Annotated in this window: 14 protein-coding genes; 7 read left to right on the forward strand and 7 right to left on the reverse strand. The window is 71.3% G+C overall.

The genetic code is table 11. From position 1 onward, the window contains the following. Nucleotides 1-721: 721 nt before the first annotated feature. A complete protein-coding gene (locus tag OG788_RS27460) occupies nt 722-1,006 on the reverse strand; it encodes a chorismate mutase (RefSeq protein ID WP_351537737.1) in 285 nt (94 codons plus the stop codon). Nucleotides 1,007-1,335: 329 nt separating this feature from the next. Between OG788_RS27460 and guaA the strand changes: the two genes are divergently transcribed. Next, nucleotides 1,336-2,916 carry a glutamine-hydrolyzing GMP synthase gene (gene guaA, locus OG788_RS27465; protein WP_351537734.1) on the forward strand — a complete coding sequence of 527 codons (1,581 nt, stop codon included), beginning with the start codon at nt 1,336-1,338 and terminating at the stop codon, nt 2,914-2,916. 42 nt (nt 2,917-2,958) lie between these two features. Here the strand turns inward: guaA and OG788_RS27470 are convergent, their stop codons facing one another. Beyond that, the gene (locus OG788_RS27470) at nt 2,959-3,429 is read right to left on the reverse strand and encodes a pyridoxamine 5'-phosphate oxidase family protein (RefSeq protein WP_356755778.1); all 471 of its coding nucleotides are present in this window, start codon (nt 3,427-3,429) and stop codon (nt 2,959-2,961) included. Nucleotides 3,430-3,585: 156 nt separating this feature from the next. Here OG788_RS27470 and OG788_RS27475 point away from each other — a divergent pair, with 156 nt between their 5' ends. Further along, nucleotides 3,586-4,380: a class II aldolase/adducin family protein gene (locus OG788_RS27475; RefSeq protein ID WP_356755780.1), complete on the forward strand. Its 795-nt coding sequence runs from the start codon at nt 3,586-3,588 to the stop codon at nt 4,378-4,380. A gap of 173 nt (nt 4,381-4,553) precedes the next feature. Here OG788_RS27475 and OG788_RS27480 read toward each other — a convergent pair whose 3' ends face one another. Further along, nucleotides 4,554-5,435 (reverse strand): DUF4429 domain-containing protein, encoded by an 882-nt coding sequence (locus OG788_RS27480; RefSeq protein ID WP_406374095.1) that lies wholly within the window; start codon nt 5,433-5,435, stop codon nt 4,554-4,556. Between the two features lie 376 nt (nt 5,436-5,811). Here OG788_RS27480 and OG788_RS27485 point away from each other — a divergent pair, with 376 nt between their 5' ends. Together OG788_RS27485 and OG788_RS27490 are read left to right on the forward strand one after the other, a co-directional pair. After that, nucleotides 5,812-7,092: a hypothetical protein gene (locus tag OG788_RS27485; RefSeq protein WP_406376858.1), complete on the forward strand. Its 1,281-nt coding sequence runs from the start codon at nt 5,812-5,814 to the stop codon at nt 7,090-7,092. 464 nt (nt 7,093-7,556) lie between these two features. Beyond that, nucleotides 7,557-8,087 carry a DoxX family protein gene (locus OG788_RS27490; protein ID WP_351552611.1) on the forward strand — a complete coding sequence of 177 codons (531 nt, stop codon included), beginning with the start codon at nt 7,557-7,559 and terminating at the stop codon, nt 8,085-8,087. Between the two features lie 10 nt (nt 8,088-8,097). Here the strand turns inward: OG788_RS27490 and OG788_RS27495 are convergent, their stop codons facing one another. Together OG788_RS27495 and OG788_RS27500 are read right to left on the reverse strand one after the other, a co-directional pair. Next, on the reverse strand, nt 8,098-8,322 hold the full coding sequence (locus OG788_RS27495; RefSeq protein ID WP_351552614.1) for a hypothetical protein: 225 nt from the start codon (nt 8,320-8,322) through the stop codon (nt 8,098-8,100). Continuing rightward, the gene (locus OG788_RS27500; protein WP_406374097.1) at nt 8,309-9,661 is read right to left on the reverse strand and encodes a PspC domain-containing protein; all 1,353 of its coding nucleotides are present in this window, start codon (nt 9,659-9,661) and stop codon (nt 8,309-8,311) included. The genes OG788_RS27495 and OG788_RS27500 overlap by 14 nt, the downstream gene beginning before the upstream one ends. A gap of 178 nt (nt 9,662-9,839) precedes the next feature. Between OG788_RS27500 and OG788_RS27505 the strand changes: the two genes are divergently transcribed. Further along, nucleotides 9,840-11,129 carry a PspC domain-containing protein gene (locus OG788_RS27505; protein WP_351552620.1) on the forward strand — a complete coding sequence of 430 codons (1,290 nt, stop codon included), beginning with the start codon at nt 9,840-9,842 and terminating at the stop codon, nt 11,127-11,129. After that, a complete protein-coding gene (locus tag OG788_RS27510) occupies nt 11,126-11,878 on the forward strand; it encodes a LuxR C-terminal-related transcriptional regulator (RefSeq protein ID WP_406374099.1) in 753 nt (250 codons plus the stop codon). Before OG788_RS27505 ends, OG788_RS27510 begins: the two co-directional genes overlap by 4 nt. 14 nt (nt 11,879-11,892) lie before the next feature. On the opposite strand, the gene OG788_RS27515 is transcribed toward OG788_RS27510, so the two are convergent. Continuing rightward, the gene (locus tag OG788_RS27515) at nt 11,893-12,966 is read right to left on the reverse strand and encodes an NlpC/P60 family protein (RefSeq protein WP_406374101.1); all 1,074 of its coding nucleotides are present in this window, start codon (nt 12,964-12,966) and stop codon (nt 11,893-11,895) included. A 458-nt stretch (nt 12,967-13,424) separates the two neighbouring features. Here OG788_RS27515 and OG788_RS27520 point away from each other — a divergent pair, with 458 nt between their 5' ends. After that, a complete protein-coding gene (locus OG788_RS27520) occupies nt 13,425-13,778 on the forward strand; it encodes a hypothetical protein (protein WP_356753707.1) in 354 nt (117 codons plus the stop codon). 42 nt (nt 13,779-13,820) lie between these two features. On the opposite strand, the gene OG788_RS27525 is transcribed toward OG788_RS27520, so the two are convergent. Then, nucleotides 13,821-14,801: a tellurite resistance/C4-dicarboxylate transporter family protein gene (locus tag OG788_RS27525; RefSeq protein WP_406374103.1), complete on the reverse strand. Its 981-nt coding sequence runs from the start codon at nt 14,799-14,801 to the stop codon at nt 13,821-13,823. Between the last annotated feature and the right edge of the window lie 35 nt (nt 14,802-14,836).

Consider the following 14,836-nt stretch of genomic DNA (forward strand, 5'->3'; position numbering starts at 1 on the left):
GCGTCCAGGGACCCCGGCGTCCGCGCCCCGGCACGGCGAAGGGCCCCACGGGACGGATGTCCGCGGGGCCCTTCGCTCGTCAGCACCGACGTCAGGGCGGCGCCGATGCCTGGAGGCGGCGCCGGGGGGTGCGCCGTTGGCCAAGAGGGTGGCCGCCGGTCGTGCGCCGCGGCGCACGAGGGGCGCGCGCGTGGTGCCGACCTTTGGCGGGCCGTGTCGCGGGGGTGTGGCTCCGCGACACGGATGGAGTTGTCCGATGCTTGTCGACGAGGCTGTCCAGCACGGGACTTGGGACTGTCCCGAGGGCTGGACCGCACAGGGTGGACCTGCGGTGTGCGCTGTTCTCGCATCGTGCTGAATGGGCGACGGCCTCCGCAACCGTCGCGACACCGCTGAACAGTTTCCGCCGGACGGCCCCGGGCGTCCCCGGAGCCGACCGTTCTCTTGAGTGACCGAGCTGCTGTCCCCTGCCGTCCGGTCACAGCACCTGGAGCGAGGTCCCACGACGCACGGCACGATCCGTACGTCTCATCGCTCCAGCGGAGCCACGCGTGGTTCTTTCGGGCCCGCCCCTGGCTGACACGGACATCAGGAGAAACGAAGTCCGCGGCACCCCGGTCACGCGCCGTACGGGTGAGAGGGAATGCGTACGTGCGTACGCCGGGTACCGGGCCGCGCGTCCCGGAGGCCGTGGTCTCTCGGCCTACCCGGATCACGGGTCTCAGACGCGGCCGCGGCACAGTTCGAGGAGGGTCATGGCCAGCGAGGTGCCCGGCTTGCCGAGCGCGTCCCGGTAGTGGCCGAGGATCTCCATCTCGCGGGACAGGTTGACCCGTCGGCCGCCGGAGGTGATCCGGGCCTCCTGGATCACGGCCGAGACGGCCATCCGTTCCTGCACGAGACCGATGATCCGGTCGTCCAGGGCGTCGATGCGCTCGCGGGCACCGGTGATCACATCGGCGGCCTCGTCGGTGCGGGCGCCGGTCTTGTCGAGTACGTCGGCCATGGTGGGGCTCCTCGGTGGAAGGGGTGCCCCGGAGCGGCTCGGCCCGGAAACGGCAGACGCCCCGGGCCTTGTCGGCCCGGGGCGCCTGGGAAGTCGCTTGTCAGTTGCTCAAGCAGCACGACCATGGCAGCCGGTGGGCCGGTTGCCATAGGTAAACAGGAAGGTCGTGTGCGTGAGCATGACGGCAGTATGCACGCCCGCGGCGGCGCCGGCCAAGACGGTTCGGATGGTGAGACCCGGCGTCCGCAACCCCGTGGGCGCCGGGCCCCCCGCGGCCCCCGGTAGAATCGGCCGTACACACCCTTTTGCTCACCGCCGGAAGGCAGACCGTGCCAGAAGCGTCCCCCGCCGCCCCCGACACCGTCCTGGTCGTCGACTTCGGTGCGCAGTACGCCCAGCTCATCGCCCGTCGTGTCCGTGAGGCCCGGGTCTACAGCGAGATCGTGCCGAGCACCATGCCGGTCCAGGAGATGCTCGCCAAGAACCCGGCCGCGATCATCCTCTCCGGCGGGCCCTCGTCGGTGTACGCGGAAGGCGCCCCGCGCCTGGACCGCGAGCTCTTCGAGGCGGGCGTCCCCGTCTTCGGCATGTGCTACGGCTTCCAGCTGATGGCGACCACCCTCGGCGGCACGGTCGACAACACCGGTGCCCGCGAGTACGGCCGTACACCGCTGCACGTCTCGAAGTCCGGCTCCACCCTCTTCGAGGGCACCCCCGACGAGCAGCCGGTGTGGATGTCGCACGGCGACGCCTGCTCCGCCGCCCCCGAGGGCTTCACGGTCACGGCCTCCACGGACGTCGTCCCGGTCGCCGCCTTCGAGAACGACGAGAAGAAGCTCTACGGCGTCCAGTACCACCCCGAGGTCATGCACTCCACGCACGGCCAGCAGGTCCTGGAACACTTCCTGTACCGCGGCGCGGGTCTCACCCCGTCCTGGACGACCGGCAACGTCATCGACGAGCAGGTCGCCCTCATCCGCGAGCAGGTCGGCACCAAGCGCGCGATCTGCGGTCTGTCCGGCGGAGTGGACTCGGCGGTCGCCGCGGCCCTCGTGCAGAAGGCCATCGGAGCCCAGCTCACCTGTGTGTACGTCGACCACGGTCTGATGCGCCAGGGCGAGACCGAGCAGGTCGAGAAGGACTTCGTCGCCGCGACCGGCGTGCAGCTCAAGGTCGTGGACGCCGAGGAGCGCTTCCTCACCGCGCTCAAGGGTGTCTCGGACCCCGAGGAGAAGCGGAAGATCATCGGGCGCGAGTTCATCCGCGTCTTCGAGCAGGCCCAGGCGGACATCATCGCCGAGGCCGCCGAGGGCGAGGACGTCGCGTTCCTGGTCCAGGGCACGCTCTACCCGGACGTGGTCGAGTCCGGTGGCGGCACCGGCACCGCCAACATCAAGTCCCACCACAATGTGGGCGGCCTCCCCGAGGACCTGGAGTTCCAGCTCGTCGAGCCGCTTCGCAAGCTGTTCAAGGACGAGGTCCGGATGGTCGGCCAGGAGCTCGGCCTGCCGGACGAGATCGTCCAGCGCCAGCCGTTCCCCGGCCCCGGGCTCGGCATCCGGATCGTCGGCGAGGTCACCAAGGAGCGTCTGGACCTTCTGCGCGAGGCCGACGCCATCGCCCGCGAGGAGCTCACCGCAGCCGGTCTCGACCGGGACATCTGGCAGTGCCCGGTGGTCCTGCTCGCGGACGTCCGCAGCGTGGGCGTGCAGGGCGACGGCCGGACGTACGGCCACCCGATCGTGCTCCGTCCGGTGTCCAGCGAGGACGCCATGACGGCCGACTGGTCGCGGCTGCCGTACGACGTCCTGGCGAAGATCTCGACGCGCATCACGAACGAGGTCGCGGACGTCAACCGCGTCGTGCTCGACGTCACGAGCAAGCCCCCGGGCACCATCGAGTGGGAGTAATCCCTTCCCGGGGGAGTCCCCCGGGGGGAGTGACCCTTCCCCTCAGGTCCGCTTGAGCGTGCGCACCGGCGCGCCGGGCTTCCAGACCTGGACGACCAGATACGTGTCGTCCTCGACATAGGTCCGCGTGACCTCCGTCAGCTCGGTGCGGAAGAGGTGGAACGGCTCCGGCGGTTCCACCTCTTTCACGTACGCGGCCTTCGCCGGGACGTCGTCGCCGACCTCCACCGCCCGCCCGCTGATCCGTACGTCGCCACCGCCCATGTCCGTGCCGGCCCCCGGGTTCGCCTGGAGCGCGAAGCGCGGGTCGCGGCGCAGGTCGAGCACCTTGAGGGAGTCCGGCATCATGCCGAGCCACAGCTCGCCGTTCAGGAAGCGCGCCTCGATGCCGGAGGTGCGGGGCGAGCCGTCCTTGCGGAGGGTCGCGAGGACGTGATGGGTGAAGACGCCGAAGCGCTGTTCGACGGTCTCGGCGAGGTCCGGTTCGGCCGTGGAGAGAGCTTCCCAGTTCATGGCCCCGAGTCTGACGCGTATACCCGACATCTCCTGTCGGGTTTTATCGGTGTCCCTCTTTGTTCCTCTTTTTTCTCTCACGGAACACCCCTGTTCTCCTGCGCTGACCCCGGGTAACTTCCGCTCCGTACCGAACACGCCAGTGCTGGAGGACATATGCACGGGCCCAATCCGCCCCTGCCCCGCCCCACCGACCAGCTGCGGTTCGCCATGCCGCCGATGCACGAATCGATGGACGACGAGCGGCAGCACCGCAAGGAGCGGCTGGCCGGCGCCCTCCGGCTGTTCGGACGGCTCGGCTTCGAGGACGGTGTCTCCGGACACATCACGGCGCGCGACCCGGAGTACAGCGACTGCTTCTGGGTCAATCCGTTCGGCATGCCGTTCAAGCACGTCACCGTGAGCGACCTGGTCATGGCCAACCAGGACGGGCAGGTGATCCAGGGCCGCTACCACGTGAACCAGGCGGCGTTCACCGTGCACTCCCAGGTCCACGCCGCCCGCCCCGACGTCGTCGCCGTCGCCCACTGCCACTCCGTGCACGGCCGCGCCCTCGCCGCCCTCGGTGATCTGCTCGACCCGATCACCCAGGAGAGCTGCGCGTTCTACGAGGATCACGCTCTGTACGACACCTATACCGGGGTCGCCGTCGACGCGGAGGAGGGCCGCAGGATCGCGTCCGCGCTGGGCAGCCGCAAGGCGCTGGTGCTGCGCAACCACGGGCTGCTGACCGTCGGGGACTCGGTGGACGCGGCGGCCTGGTGGTTCCTGTCCATGGAACGGTCGAGCCAGGTCCAGCTCACCGCGAAGGCCGCGGGCCGGCCCCTCCTCATCGACCACAAGCAGGCGGTCGCCACCCGGGAACAGCTCGGGGGTGACCTGGTGGCGTGGATCAACTACCAGCCGCTGTGGCAGGACATCAGCCGCAGCGAACCCGATCTGCTCAGCTAGGGGCTGCCGTTCGGATCACGGATCACGGATCACGGATCACGGATCACGGATCACGGATCACGGATCACGGATCACGGATCACGGATCACGGATTCGGGATCACGGATCAGGGCGCGGGACAGCGGGGGTGCGGACGGTGCTGCCGGAGTGGGTGCACGGTGCCCGGTGCGGCGCTAGAAGCCCCGCAGGACGGCCGCCTTCGTCCTGGTGAACTCCTCGTCCGTCAGGACGCCGTCACGGTGCAGCTGTCCCAACTCCCGCAGGCGGCGCAGCAGTACGTCGTGATGGTCGGACTGCCGCGGCACCACCGGGGCCGGCCGGGGACCGTCCGCGTACTCACCGGTGCGCGTGGAGGGATGCGGCAGCCGTGCCGTGACCGCGGTGGCGACCAGCGCCGTGAGCAGGTCGCGGCGGGTGCTGCCCCACAGGTCGAGGGCGTACGGGTCCTTCTCGGGCGGCAGTTTGGAGAAGACCGCCTCGTGCGTCACGAAACGCAGGAAGCCGTCCTGGTGACCGGAGTTGGGCAGCCATTCGACCTGAAGGAGATCGCCGAGGGCGATGATCCGCGGGCCCGTCGCCCGCTTGACCCGGTCCGAGGTGTCCGCCCAGTCGATGCGCACCTGCGTCCCGTCGAAGGAGACCGTGCCGTCGCTGGAACGGACGGACACCGGGACGGGCGGTCCCGCGAGCAGATACGTCTTCGCCGGTTCCTTGGGGATCTGGTCCAGGAGCAGCGCGCGGCGGATCTCCTCGGCGACGTACTCGGCCACCCCGGAGCGGTCGATGTCGACCGTCAGGCTGTAGGGGTCCGCCGTGTCGGGCAGCCGGCCCCCGGTCGCCTGAAGCAGCGGGTCGGCGCCCTCGCGCAGCCGTAGGCGCAGGCGGCCGCGCTTGCGTTCGGGTGCGTAGACGACGCCCGACACCGCCTCCAGGGGAACGGAGATCTCGCCGTACGTCTGCCGGAGCAGCGGCACGCTGCGATGCAGTCCCGGCGTGATCCTGACCGTGCTGCCGTCGAAGGCCCAGGTCCCGTCGCGCTGGATGATCTCGGCCATGGAGAAATTCTCGCAGCCGGGTCAACACGGGGTGACCGCGTTTCACCCGAGCTGACCCGACCTGACGCGTGCGCACCATGCTTCGTACGGCACAATTCGCTGTCATCACGGGGCAGTTGTCAGGCGGGTGTACGTGCTTCGCACCCTCGGGGGGTGGGGCGGGCGGGTGCTTCGGCCGGTGTGACGGTCGGGCGTACGGACGGTTCGGCCGTACGGAGTTTTCTGGGGCGGGAAGGCGGCAGTTGGCGTGGCGGTGCAGGAGGCGAGACACGGTGCGGGGCACGGTGCCGGGTCGGGTGCCGGGTCGGGCACCGGACCGGGCGGCGGACCGGGCGGCGGGCGGAGCGGTGGTCCGGGTGGCGGGCCCGGCGGAGGCCTGGGTGGCGGGTCAGGTGGCAGGTCGGGTTGCGGGTCGGGTGCGCACGAGGGTGGCTGCACGTGCGGAGACTGCCCGCACGGGGCGCGTACGGGGCACCGGCGGGCTGTCGCCGCGTTCCTCGCCAAACGTGACGCGTTGGCATCGGGGCAGGGACTGCCCGCCGCCGTCGCGCACTCCGCCTCCGCGTCCCGGCAGTGGGTCTCCGACGAACTCACCCAGTCCGCGGACCTCGTCGCCGAACGCGGCCGTATCGAGGGCGAGGCGTGGCTGGGGCGGCTGTGGCGGTACACGGCGTTCACCGTCTGGGGTGCCGTCGTCGTCCTGCTCCTCGTGCAGGCGCTCACCGCGATCGGGGCCGGCTGGACCGCGGCGCGGACGGCCGGGCTGGTCGCCGCGGTCGTCCTGGCCGGACTCCTGACGGGAGCGGCGTGGCTGCACCGGGCGCGCGGCGGGGCCCTCGCGCCGGTCATCGGCGAGGACAACCGGCTCTCCACCTCCCGTGCGGTCGCCGCCGGTTGGGTGCTGGCCGTCGTGTACGCGCTGCTCGTGCTGGTGGGGCAACTGGCGGCGGCCTCCGCGCACGGACGCCGGGACGAACTCATCGCCGGGCTCGAACTCGCCCGGGGCGCCGGTGTCGTGACCGTCGTCGCCGTGGTGTGCGGGGTCGCGGTGCTGGTGCGGAGGGTGGTCGGGCTGCGGGTGCTCGGGCAGCGGCTGCAGAAGGTGCGCGCGGGCCGGCCGCGCGCGGCCGACCTGCTGACCGATGACGCCGGGCGGGGGAGCTTCGCCGACATCCAGTACGTGGTGATCAGCGGGGTCGCTCTGGTCTTCGCGGTGGTGCGGCTGGCCCGGCGGCCGTCGCAGCTGCCGGACCTTCCGTGGGGGCTGGCGCTGCTGGTGCTGGTGTCGGCCGCGACCTACCTCGCGGGGAAGTACTCCGAGGGCGGGCGGCCGGTGGTCCTGTCCGTGGTCCGTGCCCGTGAGGCGGGCGATCTGGACGCACCCATTCGCACCGGGGACGACATCGAGATCCGGGGGGCCGGGTTCGTGCCGCCGGGGGCGCAGAGCGCGGACCGGTTGTCGCGGATGGTCGTGCGGATCGGGCCCGTGCACGTGCATGTGCCGTTGGTGCCGGTGTCCGGGGGGTTCAGCAATCCCACGGACGCGGTGCTGACGGTGCCGGTGCCGGTGGATGTGGAACCCGGGCGGGTGGAGGTGCAGGTGGTCACCGCGGCGGGGGTCGAGACGAACCGGTACGAGATCGATGTGACCGACTGAGCGGGGCGCTTGCGCCGGCGTTCCGGGTGCGGGTGCCTCTGTGGTTTCCGGTGCGGGTCCGGTGGGTGGGTCGGGGCCGTGCCGGTACATCCCAGTCCGTCGCCGTTGGATCAGACGTGAGTTCTGAACGGAGCCGCTGCTCGATCCGGGCGTAAGCGACGGACATCAGGGATGTACCGGCACGGCCCCTCCCGTGCGTGGACGGGTGCGGGTCGTACGTGGTGATGATTCGGCCCCTCCGGCGTTTGAGGAGCGGGGGCTGGGGCGGAGCCCCAGGGTGGGTCGGGTAGGGGCGGAGGGGGCGAAAGAAGGTGGGCGGCAGGTCCCCGTGCCGGGGGACAGTCCCGGGGTGATCGGGGAGGTGGGGCCAGGAAAAAAGGTTCCGGCTCTGAGCGGGGGGCCGGGTTCGTACGTATGGTCTGTTGTGGGGTCAACGGCACGCGGGTGAGAGGCGGCGGAGAGCGATGACTCACGGTATGCGGACGGATACTCACGCCCAGTATCTCGACGAGAGGCGGGACTGGCGGGAGACGGCGACCCGTTACGCCCTGTTGCCTCTGCGAGTCTTCCTGGGTGTCACCTTCATCTACGCCGGCCTCGACAAACTCACCGACAGCGCCTTCATGAAGGCCTCCGGCTCCGGCTCGATCGGCGACATGATGCGCACGGTGCGTGACTCCTCCGCGATCCCGGCCCTGGTCGACCTGTCCCTGAAGAGCCCCGTCGGCTTCGGTTACGCCATCGCCTTCGGCGAGCTGGCCGTCGGCATCGGCACCCTGATCGGACTGCTGGGCCGCCTCGCCGCACTCGGCGGCGCGCTGATCTCGCTCAGTCTGTGGCTGACCGTGAGCTGGGCCTCCGACCCGTACTACTACGGCAACGACCTCGCCTATCTGATGGCCTGGACCCCCCTCGTCCTGGCGGGCGCCTCGGTCTTCTCCGTGGACTCGGCCTTGCGAGCCCGGCGCAGGCAACGCGCCGGGGCCTACCGCTAGAAGAGCACTCCTAGGAACTCACGCCGCGCGGACCCGGGTCCGCGCGGCGTCTGCGTACGGCGTGGGTCACGGTCGCGACGGCGCCCGCCAGGCAGAGGCCGATGACGACCACGGGGATGATCGCGAACCACTCGGTCTGCCACCAGCCGGCCGCGTCCCCGGCGTAGGCGATGCCCCCGGCGGTGAGGAAGAGGCCCGCCACCAGCTTTCCGGGCTGGAACTCATGACGTGGCACGGGCCACCTCCGCCTGGCCCACGCCGACCTGGAGATCGAGGTCGAGGGTGCCGCCGTTCTTGCCGCCCGTCGCCGGAGGCAGGGTCACCTGCTTGTGCTTGCCCGGTTCCACGTCCACGTCCTTCTCGTTGTCGCCCGGCAACTGGATGTCCCCGACGCCCACGTCGATGCTGAGCCGCACGGTCACGTCCTTGGGGACGATCACCTTCAGGCGGCCCGCGCCCACCTCGGCGTCGGTCGTCACCGTCTGACCCTTGGCGAGGTCGAGGCGGCTGAGGTCGAGGGTGCCCACGCCCGTGCCCAGGTCGTAGCTCGGCCTTACGTCGGCCACGGTCGCCGGAGTCCAGTTCTTCCGCACCCATTGGGTGCTGATGTCCTTCGGCAGGGCCGCGGACGCGGCGAGGAGGCCTGCCGTGATCACGGCCAGGAAGATGGTTCCCGCGCCCGTGCGCCCGAGGAAGGCGCTGAGGGCGATGCCCAGGCCGAACACGATGAGAGCGGCGGCCAGTCCGGCCTGAAGGCTGGTGCCGAGCTTCGGGTCGTTCCAGGTCAGGCCGGTGCCGAGGCCACCCGCGAGGAGGGCGAGCAGGAAGACCCGGCCGCCGATGCGACGGGGGCCGCGCTGCTTGGGCTCCCGCTCAGCGCGCACGCCGGGGCGGGAGGTGCCGCGCGCGATGTTGAGCGCGGCAGCGACATCCCGGTCCTGGGCCTCCTGGGGGCCCCACAGATAGCCGGTGCCGCCGACGTGCGAACCGTCCTTCACTATCGGGTCGCGCCACCAGGACGGGTAGGAGGCGGGGACGGGCGGGGCCTGCGCCTCCGGCGGGGCGTCGGCGACGGCCTGGGCGGAGAGCGGGTCCGGGTCGGTGGCACTGCGGTGCTGCGACCAGTACCCCGCGCCGGCCAGCAGCAGGGACAGGACGACGGCGAACGTCAGCACGCCGCCGTTGTTGAGCATGGACAGGAACACTCCGCAGCCGACCAGCGCGAAGAGCACGGCGGCCAGGGCCTGGCCGTCGACGCGGCCGGTGAGCAGCTTGCGGACCTCGTTCTCCTCGTCCTCGTCGTACGGGACGAAGAGCCAGGCGAACCCGTAGAAGATGAGGCCGGTGCCGCCGGTTGCGGCGAGCACCGCGAGCACGATCCGGAAGATCACCGGGTCCATGTCGCACTGCCGGCCGAGCCCGGCGCACACCCCGCCCAGCATCTTCTGCCGACGGTCGCGCCGGAACCTGCGCGGCACCTCGGAGGCGGCGCCCGCCTCCCCGTGAGCGCGCGGCTCGTCACCTGGAGCGGAGCCGGAGTCCGGCTCCGCCGCCGCGTGCTGCTGATCTGTCATGCGTCCATGGTGACGGGCGGGACGGCGCCGCGGCAGTCGGGATGACCCTGGCCGAACCCTGATATCCGCCCCGAGGGGGCGGGCGGGGACCGTTCGAGCGCCGGTTTCCCGAAGATCAGGGGAGTATCGGGGGCCGACCCTGATGCTCTGGTCCGCCGGGCGTGTGACGATCGGTGCCATGCCGGAAGCCGCAGCCATGCCCGTCGACGACCCGCGGCCCCCGCGCAAGCTCTACCGCAGCAGCGACGGACGCTGGCTCGGGGGCGTGGCGCGAGGGCTCGCCGGGCATCTCGGGCTGCCCGTGGTCTGGGTGCGGCTGATGTTCGTCGGACTGTTCATGGCGGACGGGCTGGGCGCCCTGCTGTACGCCGCGTTCTGGTTCTTCGTGCCGCTCGGCGTCGGCGGCGTCGGTTCCGGCCGTACGCCGGCGTTCACCACCGAGACCTCGCCCGACGGCCGGCGCAGACTCGTGGCCCGCAAGCCGGACAAGGGGCAGATCGTCGCCCTGCTCCTCATGGTCGTCGTGGCCATGGTCTTCGTCGGCAATGTGAACCTCGGCGGCGGGACCAAGGCGTATCTGTGGCCGACCGTCCTCGTCGGCGCCGGTGTCGCCCTGGTCTGGCGCCAGGCGGACAACGCGCGCCGGGCCCGATGGGTGGAGGTCGGCCGCCGTCGCCGTACGCTCACGCTGCTGCGGTCCGCGGCGGGCGTCCTGCTCGTCACCGCCGGCGTCTCCGGGATATTCGTCCTCCAGGGCTCCGCGGCCCACCTCGGCTCGGTGCTCCAGGCGGCGCTCGCGGTCCTCGTCGGTATCGCGCTCCTCGCCGGCCCCTATCTGGTCCGCATGACCCAGGACCTCTCCGAGGAGCGCCTGATGCGCATCCGGGCGCAGGAGCGGGCCGAAGTCGCCGCCCACGTCCACGACTCGGTGCTGCACACCCTGACCCTGATCCAGCGCAACGCGGAGAACGCCAACGAGGTGCGGCGGCTGGCCCGCGCCCAGGAGCGCGATCTGCGAGCCTGGCTGTACAAGCCGGAGGGCAGCGGCAAGGACGAGGACGAGGAGCCCGACACCCTCGCGGAGGCGGTCCGCCGTCATGCCGCCGAGGTCGAGGACAAGCACGGCGTTCCCATCGAGGTCGTCGTCGTCGGCGACTGCCCGCTCGACGACCGGCTGACCGCGCAGATGCAGGCCGCGCGGGAAGCAATGGTGAACGCGGCCAAGTACGGTGGCGAGGGCGGCGCCGTACAGGTCTACGCCGAAGTCGAGGGCAGGACGGTCTTCGTGTCCGTCCGTGACCGCGGCCCCGGCTTCGACCTCGACGCGATACCCGCCGACCGCATGGGCGTCAGAGAATCGATCATCGGCCGCATGGAGCGCAACGGCGGCACGGCGCGACTGCGCGCGGTGCCGGACGGCGGCACGGAGGTCGAGCTGGAGATGGAAAGGGCGGAGAAGACGTCATGAGCGACGCGAACGAGCCTGTGGAGTCCGGCGGTTCGGCCGGAGAGACCCCCGGGGCCCCCGCGGCCGGACCGGCCGGCGCCGAGGGCGGGCGCCGGGTGCGCGTGGTGCTCGTCGACGACCACCGCATGTTCCGTACGGGGGTCCAGGCCGAGATCGGGCAGACCGAGCGGACCGGCGTCGAGGTGGTCGGCGAGGCCGCGGACGTCGATCAGGCGGTCACGGTCATCACGGCCACCCGCCCCGAGGTCGTCCTCCTCGACGTCCACCTCCCCGGTGGCGGCGGCGTCGAAGTGCTGCGCCGCTGCGCCCCGTTGATGGCCGACGCCGAGCGGCCGGTCCGTTTCCTCGCGCTGTCCGTTTCGGACGCCGCGGAGGACGTGATCGGCGTGATCCGCGGCGGCGCCCGCGGGTACGTCACCAAGACGATCACCGGCGTGGATCTGGTGGACTCCGTCTTCCGCGTCCAGGACGGCGACGCGGTCTTCTCGCCGCGTCTCGCCGGATTCGTCCTCGACGCCTTCGCCTCCACCGACGCCCCGCCGGTCGACGAGGACATGGACCGTCTCACCCAGCGCGAGCGCGAGGTCCTGCGCCTCATCGCCCGGGGGTACGCGTACAAGGAGATCGCCAAGCAGCTGTTCATCTCCGTCAAGACGGTCGAGTCGCATGTCTCGGCGGTGCTGCGGAAGCTCCAGCTGTCGAACCGGCACGAGCTGACGCGCTGGGCGACGGCGCGACGGCTGGTCTGAGCGACGCGGGGGAGTCACACCACCCGGGTGGCACCCGCGAAGGGCATCTCGTCGATCGGGGCCACCCGCACCGGTGCCGACGGATTCGGTGCGTGGATCATCTGCCCGTTGCCGACGTAGATGCCCACGTGGGTGATCCCGGCGTAGAAGAACACCAGGTCGCCGGGGCGGAGTTCGGACCGGGAGACCCGCTGGCCGGCGTTGATCTGGGCATAGGTGGTCCGGGGCAGCGAGAGGCCCGCGGAACGGTACGCGGCCTGGGCGAGTCCGGAGCAGTCGAAGGCGTCGGGCCCGGTGGCACCCCAGACGTAGGGGCTGCCGAGCTTGGCGTAGGCGTAGGAGACGGCCGCCGCCGCCCGGGAGCTGGGCGCCGCGGCGGTGGCGCCGGACGGTGCCGCCTGGACCGGTCCGCGGGCCGACGAGCGCGAGACGTGCTGCTGCTCGCCCGCGGCACCCCGCTCCGCGTACTGGGTGCGCTGCTCGGGGGTGAGCCGCGAGAGCAGCCGGCGTGCCGCGTCGAGCTTCCCGTTGATCGTCTTCTTCTGCTGCTTCAGCTCTTTCTGCCGTGACGTGAGCGAGGTCAGCTCGACCTGCGCGGCACCGCGCAACCGCTCGATCTCCCGCAGCTGTTTGCGTACCCCGGCGACGGCCGCCGACTGCCGGGTGCCGACCCGCTCGGCGAGCGCGGCCCCTTCCAGGTACTGGTCGGGGTCGTCGGAGAGCGCGAGTTGCACCGCCGGGTCGAGTCCGCCGCTGCGGTATTGCGCGGCCGCCATCGAACCCAGCGCGTCCCGCGCCGAGTTGAGCCGGTCCTGCCTGCGCGCCGCCTCGTCGCGGAGCGTGTCCAGGTGCGTCTCCGCCTTGTCGGCCTTCTCCTTGGCGCCGTTGTACTTCTCGGTGGCGGCCTCCGCCTCCTCGTACAACTTGTCGACCTTGGCCTTCACCTGCGTCGGGGACAGCTGGGGGTCGGCATGCCCGATCCCGTCGAAGCCGGTCGCCGTCGCCGCGCCCGCGAGGGCGATGGTGACTGCTGTGCGGGCCGTGTTTCCGCCGATCGAGCGCTGCTTGGTCTTGCGGTGCGCTGCCACGAGGGCCCACATCCTTCCGTACGACCGTCCTGCGAAGGCGGTCAAGCGGTGACACGTCCGGCGGCGGCTCACACAGGGGGAGCGGGGCCGCCGCCGGACCTTCTCGGCGGTGGTGTCCGACTGCCGCCCCTGGCCCGGGCGGCGGTGGGGAGCCGGTCACCTGGGGGAGGACGTTAAACCTGAAAGTGTGGCGTTGGTAACGCCATGTACGGAACTGTCCCTACTGGATCGCCTGGTGACCTTATGTGACCGAGATCCTGGCTTGCCGTCGCCGCCTTCACGCAGGGTGATGACCGATGCGACGAATCCCGGACAACCGGAGTGGCTCCGGTGTTATGGATGACACGGGATGGCCCGGTGACTAGAGGGAGGGGAGCGAAGGGGCGGGACGGGGGGGCGGGACGGAGGGGTGGCCCGGTGGGAAGAGGCGTCAAGGTGTGCGATTAGGCTCCGGCCCCATGGACGTACTCATCCATCTCTTCGTCGGCCTGCACATCATCGGCATCGCCGCGCTCCTCGGCGGCTTCCTGACCCAGATGAAGGCGATGGGCCGGGGCACCGCCCGCTTCGTCCCCGCGATGCTGCACGGCGCCCTGACCATGCTGGTCACCGGCGTCGCCCTGGTCGGGCTGAACCAGGCCGACGGCAGCACGGTCAACAACGTCAAGATCGGTGTGAAGCTGGCGCTGCTGATCGTGATCCTCGGGCTCGTCTACGTGAAGCGGGACGACGAGAAGGTGGACAAGGGCCTCTTCGGCCTCGTGGGGCTGCTGACCGTCGCGAACATCTTCATCGCCGTCCTGTGGACCTGATCAGCCCCTTCGGCCCGGGCGCCGCGGCCCTGACCGGCCCCCTCACCCCCGCACCGCGGACCTGACGGCGAGGGCGGCGCCCGCGGCGACCACGAGCCACGCCGCCACCGCGAACCACAGCAGCACCTGGCCCGGTCCCTTCAGCCAGAACACATCGAGGGCGGCCGCGACCGAGAGGGTCGACACCGCCGTCATTCCCATCGGGAAGACGGTCGACCAGCGCAATGCGTCGTACCGCGGGCGCGGCCACACCGCCTCCGTGACGAGAAGCACGCAGTAGCAGGTGAGGTCGAGCGCGAGCAGCGCGCCGGTCGTGGCGCGCAGGACGCCCTGGTCGTCGTCGTTCCACAGGTACGGGCTCCCATGGTGCGCGGCGACGAGTCTCGCCCCGGCCAGCGCCGAGATCCCGAGTGCGCCGCCCGCCACCCAGTGGTCCCCGGCGCCCCGCTTCACCTCCCACAGGTCGAAGTGCGCGAACGACACCCCGTAGAGCACGATCCCCAGCCAGAACAGCACCAGCGCGGCATGCGCGAGCCAGTCCGCGCCCACGGCCGTGGCGATCGTCGAGCCGAGGACCGAGAGTCCCTGTGTGGCCACACAGGCGAGGAACACGCCTCCCGCCATACGACGCCGCCAGTGCCGTACGACCGCCAGGAGCAGCACCGGCCAGAGCGCGCCCGACAGTGCGAGCAGGGCCTCGGCGAGTCCCTGCCACCCCAGTGCGGAGAACCGGGTGCCGAGCAAGGTGGTCGCCGCGACGGCGGTGAGCCCGGCCGGTGTGCCGGCCTGCCGCGTCCATCGCTCCCGGTCGCGTACCAGCCGGGCGGCGAAGTCCGCGGCGAGCCCGAGCCAGGCGAGGGACGCGAGGACCAGCATGATCCGGGAGAGGGTCTCGTAGCCCGTCAGTTGCAGCCCGACCGAGATGATGCCGGTCGCCATGACGGCGGCGCCGGCGGCGGGCGGCCGCTCCGCCCACCAGGCGCGGAACGAGGGAGTGTCCGGCATGTCCGGTGTATCTGGCATGCGCTCGATGCTAGGGATCCACGGGCCCGTTCCCG

This window comes from Streptomyces sp. NBC_00647, assembly GCF_045207245.1.
GTDB lineage: Bacteria > Actinomycetota > Actinomycetes > Streptomycetales > Streptomycetaceae > Streptomyces.